This window comes from Streptosporangium sp. NPDC020145 (genome assembly GCF_040631275.1).
Lineage (GTDB): Bacteria > Actinomycetota > Actinomycetes > Streptosporangiales > Streptosporangiaceae > Streptosporangium.
This window is the reverse complement of record NZ_JBEXZT010000043.1, coordinates 1-14,312: the sequence shown is the minus strand read 5'-3', so window position 1 is coordinate 14,312 and position 14,312 is coordinate 1. Positions and strand designations below refer to the sequence as shown.

Sequence of the window (14,312 nt, the reverse complement as noted above, 5' to 3'; positions counted from 1 at the left end):
CCCGTACGCGTCGTCGTCAGCTGTTGTCTTCCATGGCGGCGATCAGGCTCTTCGGCCGCATGTCGGTCCACGACCGCTCGATGTGGTCGAGGCACTCCTGACGGGCGGCCTCCCCGAACACCACCTCCCATCCGGCCGGGACCGGGCTGAAGGTCGGCCAGAGCGAGTGCTGGCCCTCGTCGTTGACGAGCACGAGGTAAAGGGCGTCCGGGTCCTCGAAGGGGTTGGCCATGACGGTGTTTCCTTTCTCAGCGGTTCTGGGTCTTTCACCCGAGGACGAACAGGAGGTTGGAGCGGGAGGGGCGGCCGGCCGGCGGGGTCTCCAGGCGGGCGAAGAGGTCGCGGGCCAGCTCGGGAAGGTGTTCCGCGAGGTAGAAGTGGCCGCCGGGGAAGGCCCGTGTGGAGAAGGCGCGGGCGGTCGCCCTGGACCACGCGGCGACCGTTTCCGCCCCGACGCCCGGGTCGTCCGTGCCGTGGTAGACGTGGACGGGACAGTCCAGCGCGGTCGTGGCCGGTTCGGTGTAACGGTCCAGCAGGCGGTAGTCGGCCCGGATCGCCGGCATGATCAGTTCACGTAGTTCCAGGTTGTCGAAGACGCTCATGTCGGTCCCGCCGAGCCGTCCGACCCGTTCGATCAGGGCCTCGTCGTCGGCGTCCCCGAGCCCGAGCCTGGGCGCCAGCCAGGGCGCCGCGCAGCTGGAGGCGAAGAGCGTTCTGAGTGTGATGCCGTACCGCGCCGACAGTCGTACGGCCACCTCGTAGGCGACCAGCGATCCCAGGCTGTGGCCGAAGAAGGCCAGGGGCGCGTCGTCGAACCGCGCGCAGGCGTGGGCGATGGAGTCGGCCAGTTCACGCATGTCCTCGGCGAACGGGTCGCAGAGTCGTTCCTCCCGTCCGGGGTAGCGGACCGCGAGGAGTTCGACGCCTTCCGGCACCGCCGATTTCCAGGTGCGGAAATACCCGGCGGAGCCGCCGGAGTGCGGGAAGCAGACCAGCCGGAGGTTCGGTCTGGGGCACGGATTTATCGCGTGGAACTGACGCTCCGAGGTCGCGACCGGGTTCGTCGGCGGCATGTCGCGTCCTTTCGTCGCTGGACGGTGGCTTTTCATGAGGGTTCTCGGGAGAGGCGGGGAAACCCGTGACGGGCGTCCGCGAGAGGGTTTTTTCCACGCACACGGCAGCAGAATGTTCGTCTGAGGAAAGGGGTTCACCGGCGCCCGCTGTCAATGGGCGACTTCGGTGACCTGCAATAACGGCCGGCCGGAGTAAGAAGGGGCGGTGATCCGCCGTCATAAAGTCCGTGCCGAGGCGGGGGAGTCAAACAAATGGCGAGCCGGGTTCCGGGACCGGGTCCCACGGCCGGGCTCCATGTGCGTGGCCCGAACAGGCCACACGGGCCGCCGCTGGACTACCGCCGGGTCACTGCCAGCCGGTTCCGCTCTGGGCGACCACGGCGGCGGAGACGCCGGGTGCGGCGGTGTCCACGGCTCCGGCGGCGAAAGCGGCCAGGACGGCGAGGGCGGAGACGGCCAGGAGGGTGACGACGCGGGAGGGGAGGGTGCGCAGGCTGTCGAACATGACGAGAGTCCTTATCGGATCAGAGCCGTGTGGCTCCGGCTGGGCGGTCGGCGCCTCGTCAGGCCGCCTTCCAGGTTGCTCATCCCGGGGTGTGAGACTTATCTTCATCACCGTTTCCCCTGCTCGGAAGGGGATCGAGCTGGCCTGTCTATGCCGTGGCCGGAACCGTTCACCGGTTCATCCGGAGAACTCTCCGGGGGTTTCCCGCTCGACGAGCAGCTCGTAGAAGGGCCCGACGAGGGGCACCTGCGCCGTGACCTGCTCCCACTCCCGCAGTTCGTCGTGGGCGGCCAGGGCGCGGCGCACCACGGCGGCGGCCCGCTCCTCCGCCTGCTCAAGCCCGTCGGCGCCGAGGACGACCCCGAGCACCGGGTACGGCCTGGCGTGCGGGTGCACGGCGACGTGCTCGATGCGCTCGTCGGGGACGGCCGTGGCCAGGACCCGGCCCGCCACGTCCGCCGGCAGGCCGCTTCCGGCCGACGACCTGACCTGCACGTGCACGAGGTACATCGGCGCTCGCTTTCTCGTGGCGAATTGCGATTGCCACTGACCGGCAGTGGGGAGGTATGTCATAAAAAATTAAAGTTTTTGGCGAAATGAACCTTGCTATCCCGGTTGGGGCTCTGCGACGATTCCGGTCAACGGCGATGTTCGATCCAAAAGGAAATGCAGGTGCTCACTTCCCTGGGGTTGACTAAGGTCGCTGAGTCTGTCTATCGTGCGATGCTGACCCGGCCGAACGAGGGCGTCAGCGAACTCGCCGAACGACTCTCCTGCGAAGCGGGCGACATAAGGTCCGCACTGGATGAGCTGAGCGAACTCGCTCTGATCCGCCCCTCGCAGCAGCAGAACGGACATCTGCACGCGGTCTCGCCCGACATCGGAATGCAGATTCTGCTCAGCAGGCAGCAGGCCGGTCTGATCGCGCAGCAACAGCGCCTTGAGGAGTCCCGCGCCGCCGCCGCCCGGCTCATCGCCGACCACGCCAGCCTCAGATCCGAGACCGGGGGCGCCGGGGTCGAGCAGATCGTCGGCATCGACAACATCCGCGACCGGATCGCGGTGCTCTGCCGTGCGGTGAGCAGGGAGATCATGACCTTCGCGCCGGACGGCGCCCAGACACCGGAGAACCTGGAGAGCGCCCGCCCGCAGGACGCGGCGGTGCTGGAGCGGGGAGTACGGCTGCGCGTCGTCTACCTCGACAGTCTGCGCAACAACCAGCCGACCGTCGACTACGCCAACTGGATCGTCCAGCGCGGCGCCGAGGTGCGGACCGTGGCGACGCTCCCCAACCGGATGATCATCCTGGACCGTGACACCGTCGTCATCGCCGTCTCCAGCGACAACACCGCCGCCGGGGCGGTCGTCCTGACCGGTGAGGGCACCGTGACCGCCCTGTGCGCGCTGTTCGAGAGCGTCTGGGCCAACGCCAGGCCGCTGTCCAGCGCCGTCCCGATCAACGCGCACGGCCTGTCGCCGCAGGAGCAGAGCGCGCTGGCCCTGCTGGCCGAGGGTCACACCGACGAGGCCATCGCCAAACGGCTGGGCGTCTCGCCCAGGACCTCCCGGCGGCTGGCCGCCACGCTCATCGAAAGGCTCGGAGCCCGCAGCCGGTTCGAGGCCGGCGTGCGGGCGGTGCGCCAGGGCTGGCTTGAGCATTAGGCCCCCGAGTCCTGTGGTTGCGGCCACCGGGCGGTGCGGATGACACGCTTGCTCAGGGCGTAGACCCCGGCGGCCAGGAAGACGCCGCTGACGGTGAGCACCGCGGGAACGGGCCCGGCGTACTGCAGCAGGAGCCCGGCGACGAACGGGCCGAGGGCCGCGCCGACCGTGAGCATGGTGATGGTCGCGGTGATGGTCCGCCCGCGCAGGGCGTCCTCGACCTGGCGGAAGATCAGAATGTCGACCAGCACCATGGTCGCGGGCAGCGGCAGGACCGCCAGCGCCAGCACCACGCCGTACCACCAGAAGCCGAGCGGCACGGCCAGTGCCGCGGTGAGGGCGCCGCCCCAGGCGTAGAGCCCGATCAGCAGCGCGCCGGGGCTCAGCCTGCTGTGCAGAACTCCGATCAGACCGGCTCCGGCCAGCCCGCCGATCGACACGATCGTGAAGGCGAACCCGACCTCCGCCTCCGAGCCTCCGTTGGTCTTGATCAGGACGACCACCAGCAGGTCGAGCGCGGAGCCGCCGAGGTTGAGCACGCTCAGCGCGATGATCGAGGCGCGCAGCACCGGGACGCGCAGCAGCAGCGCGAGCCCGTCCAGCATGCCTCCGCCGGACCGCGCGCGCCGCTCCCTGCTGGCCTCCCTGTCCCGGGGTACGGCCAGCGCGCAGAGCGCGGACAGGAGGTACCCGACCGCGATGCCGATGACGGGCAGGGTGCGGGATGCGGCGTAGAGCATGCCGCCGAGCGCCGGGCCGATGATCGAGGCACTGTGCGACCTGACCTCCTCCTGGGTCAGCGCGCTGGTCAGCTGGGCGGGCGGGACGACGCTTCGGGTGGCCAGCATGCGGGCCCCGCTGGACAGCGGCTGCGTGGCTCCGGTGACCGCCGCGACGGCGAGGAGGTGAACGACGCCGAACGTGTCGTAGGCCAGGGCGAGCAGGAGCGTGGCGAACGCCAGCGCCCGCACGAGTTCGGAGACGATGAGCAGGGTCCTGCGGTCGTAGCGGTCGAGCATCGCCCCGGCGGGGACGCCCGCCGCGAAGGCGGCCACCCCGGTGACCAGGCCGTACAGTCCGGCGACCATCGCCGACCGGGTCACCGCGAGCACCAGCACGGGGATGGCGACCAGGGCCATGTTCACCGACATCGCCGCGCCCGCGCCGCCGACCCACAGGGCCTGGAAGCGCCGGTTCCTGCGTAACGGCAGGTCAGCGGAGTCTGCCTGCGCCTGGGGCGTTTCTGTCACCGTCATCGTCTTCACTCTCGTTCTCGACGCCGTGATCATTCACATCATCACACTCATTCATGCTAACGTGAATGTTGACGGATGCGCTACTGTAACGCAACCAGTGAAGCTGACCGGCGATGGAGCCCGAGATGATGGAAGCCAGCCTGTCCGAGAGCGCGGTCGTCGACGTCCGCAGGATCACCGACCTGGAGACCCTCCGCATGGTCGCGGACCCCCTGCGCCTGTCGATCCTGGCCGCCTTCCCCAGCGGAGAGCAGGCCGACCCCCTCACGGTCAAGGAGCTGGCCGAACGGCTCGGCGAGAACCAGACGAAGCTGTACCGGCACATCAAACAGCTCGAAGAGGCCAACCTGATCTACGTGGCGCAGACCAGGGTGGTCTCCGGGATCATCGAGAAGCGCTACCGGCCGACGTATCGCAGGCTCACCATCGAGAACGACGTGTTCAACCTGGCCCAGGACTCGGAGGACTTCAGCGACACCACGCTGGCACTCCTCGAATCGGCACGTGACCGGCTGCGCGCCGACCTGCGCGCGGGCCGGGTCCCGCTCGACCCGCCCGCCTACGGCCCCGACCTCAGCCTCCAGATCAGCAGCGTCCGGGTGAACATGACGCCGGAGCGGTACGTGCGGGTGCGCACCGCGATCACCGAACTGATCGAGAGGGAGGCCTACAGCGACGAGAGCCCCGGCGCCCTTCCCGTCGTCATGAACGCCCTCCTCTACCCGACCCTGGAGGAACGCGCGCCCTCAGCGGGGCCTGGCGAGTGACCACAGGGACACCGCCATGAGCAGGGCGACCAGCCCGCCGCAGATCATCACGGTGGAGACCGAGAAGGCGTCGACGACACGGCCACCGAGGAAGGCGCCGAGGGCGAAGGTCGCCTGGAAGGAGGAGGTGAAGACGACCGTGGCGGCCTCGGGCGTGTGAGGGCTCGCGGCGATGAACGACGCCTGCGAGCAGACGGGCACACCTCCGTACGCCAGGCCCCAGAGCACGAGCGACGCCACGGCCCCGACGGCTGTTCCTCCGACCGAGGGCAGCACCAGGGTGGTGGCCGCGATCAGGCAACCGCAGACCGCGAAGGTGGCTCGCGGGTGTGCGACGACGGCCCTGCCCGCCAGGAAGTTGCCTGCGACTCCCGCGACGCCGTACGCCAGCAGGACGGCGCCGACGGCCGCGGGAGCCAGGCCGGTGACGTCCTGGAGGAAGGGCGTGACGTAGGTGTAGGTGCCGAAGTGGGCCAGGACGACGAGGAAGGTCGCCGACAGGGCGACGGCGGTACCCCGGGCGCGCAACAGGTCGAGCAGGACACGAGGGCTGGTGGCCTGCTGGGCGGGCAGTGGCGGTAGCAGCGTCAGCAGGGCGGCCAGAACCAGGACGGCCAGCGCGGCCAGGACCAGGAAGGCGGTCCGCCAACCGGCGAGGTCGCCGATGAGGGTACCGGCCGGTACTCCGAGCACGGAGCCCAGCGGTACGGAGGAGAAGATCACAGCGGTGGCGGTGCCGACGGCGGGCGGGGGCACCAGGCGACCGGCCAGCCCCGCTCCGATCGACCAGAAGCCGCCGATGGTGAGACCGACGAGCGCCCTGGAGATCAGCATGACCCAGTAGGAGGTCGCCACCGCGGCCAGCACGTCGGCCATGGCGAGCACCGCCATGAGGACGCACAGCATCACGCGGCGGTCCAGGCGCGCGGTGGTCAGTGTGACGGTGGGCGCGGCGACCGCGGCGACGACTCCGGGCAGTGTCATGGTCAGCCCTGTGGTGCCGTCGGAGACGCCGAAGTCGGCGCCGATGACGGGCAGCAGGCCGATCGGCAGGATCTCGCTGGTGACGATGGTGAAGATGCCCAGCATGAGTGAGACGACCGCGAGCCAGCCGATGAGGGGCGAGCGGGGCCGGGCGAGCGTGATGGTGGACATGGTTCCCGTTCGGACAGGTGCGTGTGGCGTACGGGCACTCAGCCAAGCAGCGACGAAGCACCGGGTACCGGCATGTTTCAGACCTGACCGATTCCTTTTCGCGGTGGCCGGGGTCTCCATGAGAGAGCGGCCGAGCACCGGGCCGATCTCTCATGGACGCACTGACCCGCCGGGTGCGGGCCGTGTCAATACCTCTCAGGTCAGATCTCGTCCGGACCTGACGGAGACGCGGCCCGCGGGCCTCGGCCGGAATCGTTGACGTCATGAGACTCCAACGAATGCAGATCTCGGCGCTGATCGTCCTCGCGCTGACCGCCGCGCTCGCCCTCGTGCCGCTGCCGGCGCTTCCCTACACCACGGGCTTCGCTCCCCACTGGGTGACCGTATCGGCCGCCGTGCTGGGCGCGGTGTTCGTGGTGCGGCCGCACGCCGCGGGGTTGCTGCCCGCCGTCCTGCTGCTGTGGTCGGCGGGCGGCATCGTGCTTGACGCGTTCCGCGCGTTCTTCGCCGTCACGGGCATCCCGGCGGGGGAGTTCGCGCGGGTCGACTGGCCCGGGATGGCGCTGCGCGGGCTCAGCCTGGCGGGATGCGCGCTGCTGGGGGCGCTGGTCCTGCGTCACATCCGGGTGCCCGGCGGGTCGTGGCTCGGGTACAGCGCCTTCGCGGTCGGGTTCGTCTATCCGACGGCCAAGCTGTACTGGTCGTTCGGCGGCACGCTGCTGCGTCCCACGGGGTACGACGAGGGCCTGCCGTACGGCGAGCTGATCATGCTGGTCGTCGGGGCGGCCGGTTCCCTGGCGCTGGTCCAGCGGTGGGGGCGGTGGCTGCCGCGGAGGCTGGTGCTGGTGGGCGGTTGGACGGGCGCCGCTATGTTGACCACCATGGGAACCATGTCCGTTTTCGGTACGCTGTCGCAGCTGTTCGGCCTCACGCGGGGGCCCGTACCGCTGGCCGATCCCGCGGCCGTGGTGACGGTCGGGCTGGTGTACGGGAGCTGGCTGCTGTTCGGGCTGGCGGTCGGCGGGGCCACGCTGGCCTACCAGCGGGCGACGGTGTGATGACGCCACGGCGCGCGGACATGGTGTCGGCCTTCGTCGCCGGGGTGCCGTTGTTCTCGCTGTCGGTGGTGGTCGCGGTGCTCTCGGTGCCGGGAGCGCGTGCGGGCCTGCTCGTGGCGGCATGCCTGGTGGCGCACGTGGCCGTCGCGTACCGCCGGGCATACTGGGCGTTCCTCGTGGTCGCCGCCGCCTTCGCCGTCCAGGTCGCCGTGACCGGGCTGTTCCTCGTGCTGCCGTCGGCGTTGGTCTTCCCGTTCATGGTCTACTCCTGCGCCGCGTACGACCGGCGCCGCCCTCCGCTGGCCGTGGGCCTGGCGGGGGCCGGGGTGGCGGCGGCCAGGTTCGCGACCGACTCCAGCGTGGCCGCCGCGGCCCTGGGGCCGAACCCGTGGCTGCTGTTCGGGCTGCTGGCCGCGGTGGTGGTCTCGGCGTGGGGGTTCGGTCTGTACCGGCGGACCCAGCTCGCCTACGTCGACCTGCTGCGGGAGCGGGCCCGTGACGCCGCCGCGCGGGCGACCGCGGCGGAACGGGCCAGGATCGCCAGGGAGATGCACGACGTGGTCGCGCACGCGCTGGCGGTCATCGTCGCCCAGGCCAGGGGCGGCCGGTTCGCGCCCGCGCGCGCGGCGGAGATCCTGGCCACGATCGAGGACACCGGGCGCATGGCGCTCACGGACATGCGGGCCGCCGTCGGCGTACTGCGCGCCGTACCCGGCGGGGCGCGGCCGTCACCGGGACTGGCCGACCTGCCGGAACTGCTGGAGCGCACCAGGGGGGCGGGGCTTCCCGTGACCGAGATCGTGCGGGGCACGGTCCGCCCTCTCGGACCGGGCATGGAACTCGTCGTCTACCGGACGGTTCAGGAGGCGCTGACCAACACGCTCAAGCACGCGGGCCCCGGTGCCCGCGGCACGGTCATGCTGGAGTGGGCACAGGACGACCTGCGCCTCACCGTCAGCGACGACGGCAAGCCCCCGGCGGGGGCGACAGGGACGGGGAACGGGTTGACGGGAATGCGGGAGCGGGTGGGCGCCGTGGGCGGAACCCTGGAGATCCGGACGGGGGAGGCGGGCGGGTTCGTCGTCGAGGCGCGCCTGCCGTATCGGGCATGACGATTCGGGTCTACGTCGTCGACGACCAGGATCTGGTGCGTACCGGTACGGCGATGGTGATCGACGCGCAGGAGGACATGCGCGTGGTGGGGCAGGCCCGCGACGGGGCGGAGGCCCTGGCGGGGCTGCGCGCGGTGACGGCGGACGTGGTGCTCATGGACGTGCGGATGCCGCGCATGGACGGGGTCGAGGCGATCAGGCGGCTGCCGATGACGGACGAAGGGCCGAGGGTGATCGTCCTGACCACCTTCGACCTGGACGAATACGCCTTCGCGGCGCTGCGGGCCGGAGCGTCGGGTTTCCTGCTCAAGGACGCCCCCGCCGACGAGTTGCTGTCCGCGGTGCGGACCGTCCACCGTGGGGACGCGGTGATCGCGCCGTCCACGACGCGGCGTCTGCTCGACCACGTCGCGCGGCGCCTGCCGGACGTCACGCCGGACCCGCTGACGGAACGCGAACGCGAGGTGTTGCGGCACATCGCCTGGGGCGAGACGAACGCCGAGATAGCGGGATCGCTGTTCCTCGCCGAGGGCACCGTCAAGACCCACGTCGGCCGCATCCTGGGCAAGCTCGGGCTGCGCGACCGGGTCCAGGCCGTCATCTGGGCGTACGAACACGGCCTGAACAACCGTTCCTGAGCCCGCGTTCCCGCGCGGGACGACCCGGCGGGCGGAGGCGCCTCACGGGCCCGTCGAGCACCGTTTCCGGTGGTCACGCGGTTCTCAGGCGGCGCTCCGCCGTGACGCCCTGGAACGATCCATATGCGAGCTCCTCGGGAACCGGCCTACCATCCCGGGGCCGGGGCGCCGCCGCGAAACCACGGCAACGGACGCGGCGGCCCCCATTGCCCATCCGGAGTTCAGAGGAGCAACGTGACGATTTTAGTGACGGGGGCGACCGGCAACATCGGCCGCCATGTGGTGCGGGGGCTGGTGGGCGCGGGCCAGCGGGTACGCGCCATGGTCCGCGACCCGCGGGCGGCCAGGACGCGGCTTCCCGAAGGGGTCGAACTGGTCCACGGGGACTTCACCCGGCCGGACACCTGGCCGCGGGCGCTGAAGGCGGTCGAACGGGTCTATCTGTTCCCGTACGCCTACCGGGAGCCGGGGTCCGCCGGGCCCGGATTCACGGAGGAGGCCGTGGCGGCGGGGGTGCGCAGGTTCGTGGTGCACTCGGCCGCCGCGGCCGGGTTCGCCCCGTCCGACGATCCGAGCGCGCTGGGCCGTCACCTGGAGGAGGAACGCCGGGCCCATCGCGGCCTTGAGACGGCGGTCGAGGCCACCGGCAGGGAGTGGACCCACGTCCGCCCGGGTCTGCTCGCCGCGCGCGCCCTCGGCTGGGCGGGTTCGATCCGCGCCGAGCGGACGGTGCGCGAGCCGTACCCCGCCTCGGGGTATCCGCTGGTCCACGAGGCCGACGTGGCCGAGGTCGCGGTGGCCGCGCTGCTGACCGACGAGCATCTCGGCGCGGCGTACACCGTCACGGGCCCGGCCAAGGTCACCCAGACCGAGCAGGTGTCGGCGATCGGCGCCGCCATCGGCGCGCGGGTGCGCTTCGAGGAGCTGACCCCGTCACAGGCCCGCGTCCGGTGGCTCGCGGAGGGCTGCCCACCGGAGATGGCCGACTGGCTGGTCGAGTTGCTGGCCGCCGCCGTCGAGGGCACCGGCGCGCTGGCGCCGACCGGCACGTACGAGGAGATAACCGGCCGTCCGCCGCGCACCTTCGCCAGGTGGGCCCGGGACCACGCGGCGGACTTCACGGGGGAGGCGGCATGACGATCCTGGTGACCGGGGCGACCGGTGAGGTGGGCCGGTGCGTCGTCACGGAGCTGCTGAGGTCCGGCCACGCCGTACGGGCCCTGACCCGGCGTTCCGCCGCCGCCGGCCTGCCCGGCGGGGTCGAGGTGTTCGAGGGGGACCTGGAGCGCCCCGAGTCGCTGCGGGAGGCGCTGACCGGCGTGGAACGGCTCTATCTGTTTCCCGTGCCACAGGCGATCTCCGAGGTCGTCGCGCTGGCGGCCGAGTCCGGGGTGCGGCGGATCGTGAACCTGTCGGGTGCCCTGGCCGACGACGCGATGTTCGCGGACGGCTACCAGGTGGTCGAGCGCGCCGTCGAGGAGTCCGGTCTGGAGTGGACGCACATCCGGCCGGGGGAGTTCGCGCGCAACTGGCTGGACTGGGCGCCGTCGATCCGCGCGGAGCGGGTCGTGCGCCGTCCGTACGGCGGGGCGGTGACCCAGCCGATCCACGAGGCGGACGTGGCCGCCGTCGCCGCGGCGGTCCTCCTCGGGGAGGGTCACGCGGGCCGTACCTACACCTTCGCCGGACCGCGGTCGCTCACCGTCGCCGAGCAGGCCGAGGCGATCGGGCGGGCTCTCGGCGAGCGGGTGCGCTTCGAGGAGCAGGACCCGGTGACGGCGCGGGAGCAGTGGGTTCGGCACGGCTATCCGGCCACCGTGGTGGACTGGCTGTTCGGGATATGGGCCGAGTCGGCGCGTGATCCCGCCCCGCTCAACGAGGAGTGGGCGACGCTCGTCCCGCGTCTCACGGGCCGCCCGGCCCGGACCTTCGAGGAGTGGGCCGCCGATCACGTGACGGCCTTCAGGTAGTTCCCGTCCGGGAAGGGGGCCGGGCCCCCTTCCCGGGTTCGGCATGGGCCGCGGGGCTTACGAAAAGGGCACCCGAAGTGGGGAGCGAAGGTTACATCAACCCAGCTGTAACGCTAGATAGTCATCCGACTACCGTCGGTAACATAACGGGTGGTTGTCTCTCCTATCTCAGAAAGGACACCACCCCCATGCGTTTCTCCAGCCACCTGCTCACCATCACCTTCGCCGCCGTCTCGGCGGCCGGCGCCCTGGCCGTCGCAGCCCCCGCCCAGGCCGACGCCATCCCCACCTACACCTGCGACGTCGCCCTGCCCGGCCGTGTCGTGCTGGGCCACGGCAACTGCGTCGCCTCCAACGGCGCGGTCGCCCAGGGCGAGTTCCAGGGCGAGTCCCTGGTGGTCGCCCGCCAGGAGCCGCGGCTGAAGTTCCAGTGCAGGGACGGGGGCCGCGCGCAGCTGCCTGACGGCGTTGTCGCCCTCGGCTGCCAGCGTGTTCCGTAAGACGTTCCAAGGCGTCGCTCGTCCCGCGCGGCCAGGCGCACCCCCTCGCCCGCGCGGGACGACCCGCCGGACGCACGGCCCCCGCTCCGACTCCGGTCGGCGCGGGGGCCGTTTCGTATTGAGGCCCGCTGAGACGCGCGGGGGCGCGGCTACGGGACGGCGGGCTCAAGCTCCCTCTGGTCGAATTCGGAGCGGGCGTCGGAGATCTCCTGCTGGTGGTCCTCCGTCCAGATCACCAGCGTTTTGATCACCTCGTGGAGAGAGATGCCGAGCGGGGTCAGCTCGTACTCGACCCGAGGCGGCACCACGGGATAGACGGTCCGCTTGACCAGCCCGTCCCTCTCCAGGTTCCGCAGCGTGACGGTGAGCATGCGCTGACTCACGCCGTCAACGGTGCGGCGCAACTCGGAGAAGCGCATCGTCTGGCGGTCAAGAAGGGCGATCACCAGCAGCGACCACTTGTCGGCGACACGGTCGAGGATGTTCCGTACGTCGCAGTCCGCCCGGACGTCCCACTGTCTTGCCTGGTCGGCATCGGTTCCCGTGCAGTAACTCAGTGCCTTTGAAGTGCCGTCTTCCATAGTTCCCCCACGGTGACGCAAGATTCCTTCGTTACTAAAGAGAACCACGGGAGAAGTCACTGTGTCTACCATCGTGAGATCCCCCCGGACCTGGGGGATGTTGTTCGTTCTTTGCGGAGCGATCTTCCTGGAGGGCATCAACGTCGCCATGCTCAACGTGGCGCTGCCGGCGATCCGGGCCGAACTCGGCCTGTCCACCGGCGAACTCCAGTGGGTCATCAGCGCCTACGTCCTGGGCTACGGCGGGTTCATGCTGGTCGGCGGCCGTGCGGCCGACCTGTTCGGCCGCCGCCGGATGTTCCTGGCCTGGCTCGGGGTCTTCCTGGTCGTCTCGGCCCTGGGAGGCGTCGCCGACAGCGGCGGGGTGCTGATCGCGGCCCGGTTCGTGGCCGGCGTCGCGGCCGCCGTCATGACCCCCGCCGGGCTGTCGATCATCACGACCAGCTTCGAGGAGGGCCCCCAGCGCAACCAGGCTCTGCTCGTCTACTCCGGTACGGCGGCGGGCGGCTTCTCGCTCGGGCTGGTGCTCGGCGGCCTGCTGGCCGAGGTGAACTGGCGGCTGGTGCTGTTCGTGCCCGCGGTGCTCGCCCTGGTCATCCTCGTGCTGGCCGTACGGCTGATTCCCACGACCCCGGCGGAGCAGGCCACGGACCGGCGGGTGGACGTGCCGGGCGCGGTCACCATCACCGGCGCGATCATGCTGCTGGTGCTGGGCATCGAGCGGGCCGCCCACGTGAGCGCCGGTCTGACCGCCGCCATCCTCCTGGCCGGACTCGCCCTCCTGGTGCTGTTCGTCCTGATCGAACGGAAGTCCCCGGCTCCGCTCCTGCGGCTCGGCATCCTGCGCTCCGGATCGCTGGTCCGGGCCAACCTTGCGGGCCTGCTGTTCGCCGCCGCCTTCTTCGGTTTCCAGTTCATCGCCGTGCTCTACCTGCAGGAACTGCGCGGCTGGAGCTCGATGCAGACCAGCCTGGCCATGCTCGCCATCGGCGCGGACGCCATCCTCGCCCCGACCCTCACCCCTCGGCTGGTCACCCGGTTCGGCAACGCCAAGGTCATCCTGGGCGGGCTGCTGCTGGCCGTCCTGTCCTACGTGTTGTTCCTGCCGATCGGGACGGACACCGTCTACCTGGCGATGTTCCCCACCATGCTCATCCTCGGCCTGTCCTTCGCCCTGGCCTACGGGCCGCTGACCATCGTCGCCACCGAGGGTGTCGACGAGAGCGAGCAGGGGCTGGCCGGCGGCCTGCTGTACACGTCCTTCCAGTTCGGCGCGGCCCTCGGGCTCGCCGCCAGCACCGCCGTCATCGTCGCCGCCGGCGAAGGTGATCCGCTCGGCGCCTACCGCGCCGCCCTGTCCGTCCCCATCGTCGCCGCCGTTCTCGCCGCCGCCTTCAGCGCGTACGGCCTGCGGAAGGAGTCCCTCCGATGACCACGTCCTTCGCCGAGATCGAGAGCGAGTTCAACGCCTACATCGGTGCCATCCGGTACGCCACGATGGTCACCGTCGACTCCGGGAACCGCCCCCGCACGCGCATCCTCATTCCCATCTGGGAGAACGTGGACGGCAAGCCGCGCGGGTGGCTGGCCACCTACAAGACCCCGGTCAAGGCGGCCCACCTGGCGGGCAACCCGCACACCTCCTTCTCCTACTGGAAGCCCGGCAACAGCTCGGTCGCCATCGAGGCCACGGCCACCTGGGACGACGACCTGGAGACCAAGCGCCACGTCTGGGACCTCTACCGGGCGACCAGCCCGCGCGGGGCCGGATACGACCTCGGGGCCTTCTGGAAGTCACCCGCCGACCCCAGGCTGCACGTCCTGCGCCTCGAGCCCTGGCGCATCCAGGTGATCCGCGGCACGGATCTGCGCAGCCGCATCTGGACGCCTCCGGTATGACGCGGGCTACAGGGGTGGGGGGGGGGGGGGGGGGGGGGGGGGGGGGCCGCCGCCGAAGGCGTGGGGGCGGGGGGCGGCCGGGCCGCGGCGGGGCGGCCCGCGTGGCGGGGGGGGGCCGGGCGCCCCGCGGGCGGGG

Annotated in this window: 17 protein-coding genes; 10 read left to right on the top strand and 7 right to left on the bottom strand. The window is 71.0% G+C overall.

Annotated features, from left to right (window positions below):
• Positions 1-16: 16 nt before the first annotated feature.
• From ABZ463_RS39295 to ABZ463_RS39280, 4 genes are all read right to left on the bottom strand, one after another.
• Positions 17-232: an MbtH family protein gene (locus ABZ463_RS39295; RefSeq protein ID WP_362784788.1), complete on the bottom strand. Its 216-nt coding sequence runs from the start codon at positions 230-232 to the stop codon at positions 17-19.
• A gap of 34 nt (positions 233-266) precedes the next feature.
• Positions 267-1,073 carry an alpha/beta fold hydrolase gene (locus tag ABZ463_RS39290; protein ID WP_362784786.1) on the bottom strand — a complete coding sequence of 269 codons (807 nt, stop codon included), beginning with the start codon at positions 1,071-1,073 and terminating at the stop codon, positions 267-269.
• Positions 1,074-1,419: 346 nt separating this feature from the next.
• Positions 1,420-1,578: a hypothetical protein gene (locus ABZ463_RS39285; RefSeq protein WP_352012434.1), complete on the bottom strand. Its 159-nt coding sequence runs from the start codon at positions 1,576-1,578 to the stop codon at positions 1,420-1,422.
• A gap of 177 nt (positions 1,579-1,755) precedes the next feature.
• Entirely contained in the window at positions 1,756-2,088 is a 333-nt protein-coding gene (locus tag ABZ463_RS39280; protein WP_352012435.1) for a hypothetical protein, read from the bottom strand.
• Between the two features lie 213 nt (positions 2,089-2,301).
• On the opposite strand from ABZ463_RS39280, the gene ABZ463_RS39275 reads away from it, so the two are divergent.
• Positions 2,302-3,240 carry a LuxR C-terminal-related transcriptional regulator gene (locus ABZ463_RS39275; RefSeq protein ID WP_352012436.1) on the top strand — a complete coding sequence of 313 codons (939 nt, stop codon included), beginning with the start codon at positions 2,302-2,304 and terminating at the stop codon, positions 3,238-3,240.
• Here the strand turns inward: ABZ463_RS39275 and ABZ463_RS39270 are convergent.
• Complete coding sequence (locus tag ABZ463_RS39270) at positions 3,237-4,496, bottom strand: MFS transporter (RefSeq protein WP_362784781.1); 1,260 nt, start codon at positions 4,494-4,496, stop codon at positions 3,237-3,239. The two genes, ABZ463_RS39275 and ABZ463_RS39270, sit on opposite strands and share 4 nt — an antisense overlap.
• Before the next feature lie 125 nt (positions 4,497-4,621).
• On the opposite strand from ABZ463_RS39270, the gene ABZ463_RS39265 reads away from it, so the two are divergent.
• Positions 4,622-5,263 (top strand): helix-turn-helix domain-containing protein, encoded by a 642-nt coding sequence (locus ABZ463_RS39265; protein WP_352012438.1) that lies wholly within the window; start codon positions 4,622-4,624, stop codon positions 5,261-5,263.
• Here ABZ463_RS39265 and ABZ463_RS39260 read toward each other — a convergent pair.
• Positions 5,243-6,418, bottom strand: a complete 1,176-nt coding sequence (locus tag ABZ463_RS39260) for an MFS transporter (RefSeq protein ID WP_362784778.1) — start codon at positions 6,416-6,418, stop codon at positions 5,243-5,245. The genes ABZ463_RS39265 and ABZ463_RS39260 overlap by 21 nt on opposite strands.
• Positions 6,419-6,681: 263 nt before the next feature.
• Between ABZ463_RS39260 and ABZ463_RS39255 the strand changes: the two genes are divergently transcribed.
• The 6 genes from ABZ463_RS39255 (at position 6,682) to ABZ463_RS39230 (ending at position 11,696) form a co-directional block, all read left to right on the top strand.
• Positions 6,682-7,476 (top strand): hypothetical protein, encoded by a 795-nt coding sequence (locus ABZ463_RS39255; protein ID WP_362784775.1) that lies wholly within the window; start codon positions 6,682-6,684, stop codon positions 7,474-7,476.
• Positions 7,476-8,588 carry a histidine kinase gene (locus tag ABZ463_RS39250; protein WP_362784772.1) on the top strand — a complete coding sequence of 371 codons (1,113 nt, stop codon included), beginning with the start codon at positions 7,476-7,478 and terminating at the stop codon, positions 8,586-8,588. The genes ABZ463_RS39255 and ABZ463_RS39250 overlap by 1 nt, the downstream gene beginning before the upstream one ends.
• Positions 8,585-9,226 carry a response regulator transcription factor gene (locus tag ABZ463_RS39245; protein WP_352012442.1) on the top strand — a complete coding sequence of 214 codons (642 nt, stop codon included), beginning with the start codon at positions 8,585-8,587 and terminating at the stop codon, positions 9,224-9,226. The genes ABZ463_RS39250 and ABZ463_RS39245 overlap by 4 nt, the downstream gene beginning before the upstream one ends.
• A 234-nt stretch (positions 9,227-9,460) precedes the next feature.
• Positions 9,461-10,363, top strand: coding sequence for an NAD(P)H-binding protein (locus ABZ463_RS39240; protein WP_362784769.1), 903 nt, complete (start codon positions 9,461-9,463; stop codon positions 10,361-10,363).
• On the top strand, positions 10,360-11,196 hold the full coding sequence (locus tag ABZ463_RS39235) for an NAD(P)H-binding protein (protein ID WP_362784766.1): 837 nt from the start codon (positions 10,360-10,362) through the stop codon (positions 11,194-11,196). Before ABZ463_RS39240 ends, ABZ463_RS39235 begins: the two co-directional genes overlap by 4 nt.
• 188 nt (positions 11,197-11,384) lie before the next feature.
• Positions 11,385-11,696: a hypothetical protein gene (locus ABZ463_RS39230; protein ID WP_362784763.1), complete on the top strand. Its 312-nt coding sequence runs from the start codon at positions 11,385-11,387 to the stop codon at positions 11,694-11,696.
• Positions 11,697-11,845: 149 nt separating this feature from the next.
• Here the strand turns inward: ABZ463_RS39230 and ABZ463_RS39225 are convergent, their stop codons facing one another.
• Positions 11,846-12,277 carry a helix-turn-helix domain-containing protein gene (locus tag ABZ463_RS39225; RefSeq protein ID WP_362784760.1) on the bottom strand — a complete coding sequence of 144 codons (432 nt, stop codon included), beginning with the start codon at positions 12,275-12,277 and terminating at the stop codon, positions 11,846-11,848.
• 97 nt (positions 12,278-12,374) lie between these two features.
• Here ABZ463_RS39225 and ABZ463_RS39220 point away from each other — a divergent pair, with 97 nt between their 5' ends.
• On the top strand, positions 12,375-13,709 hold the full coding sequence (locus ABZ463_RS39220; RefSeq protein WP_352012447.1) for an MFS transporter: 1,335 nt from the start codon (positions 12,375-12,377) through the stop codon (positions 13,707-13,709).
• A complete protein-coding gene (locus ABZ463_RS39215) occupies positions 13,706-14,176 on the top strand; it encodes a pyridoxamine 5'-phosphate oxidase family protein (protein WP_352012448.1) in 471 nt (156 codons plus the stop codon). The genes ABZ463_RS39220 and ABZ463_RS39215 overlap by 4 nt, the downstream gene beginning before the upstream one ends.
• Positions 14,177-14,312: the final 136 nt, after the last annotated feature.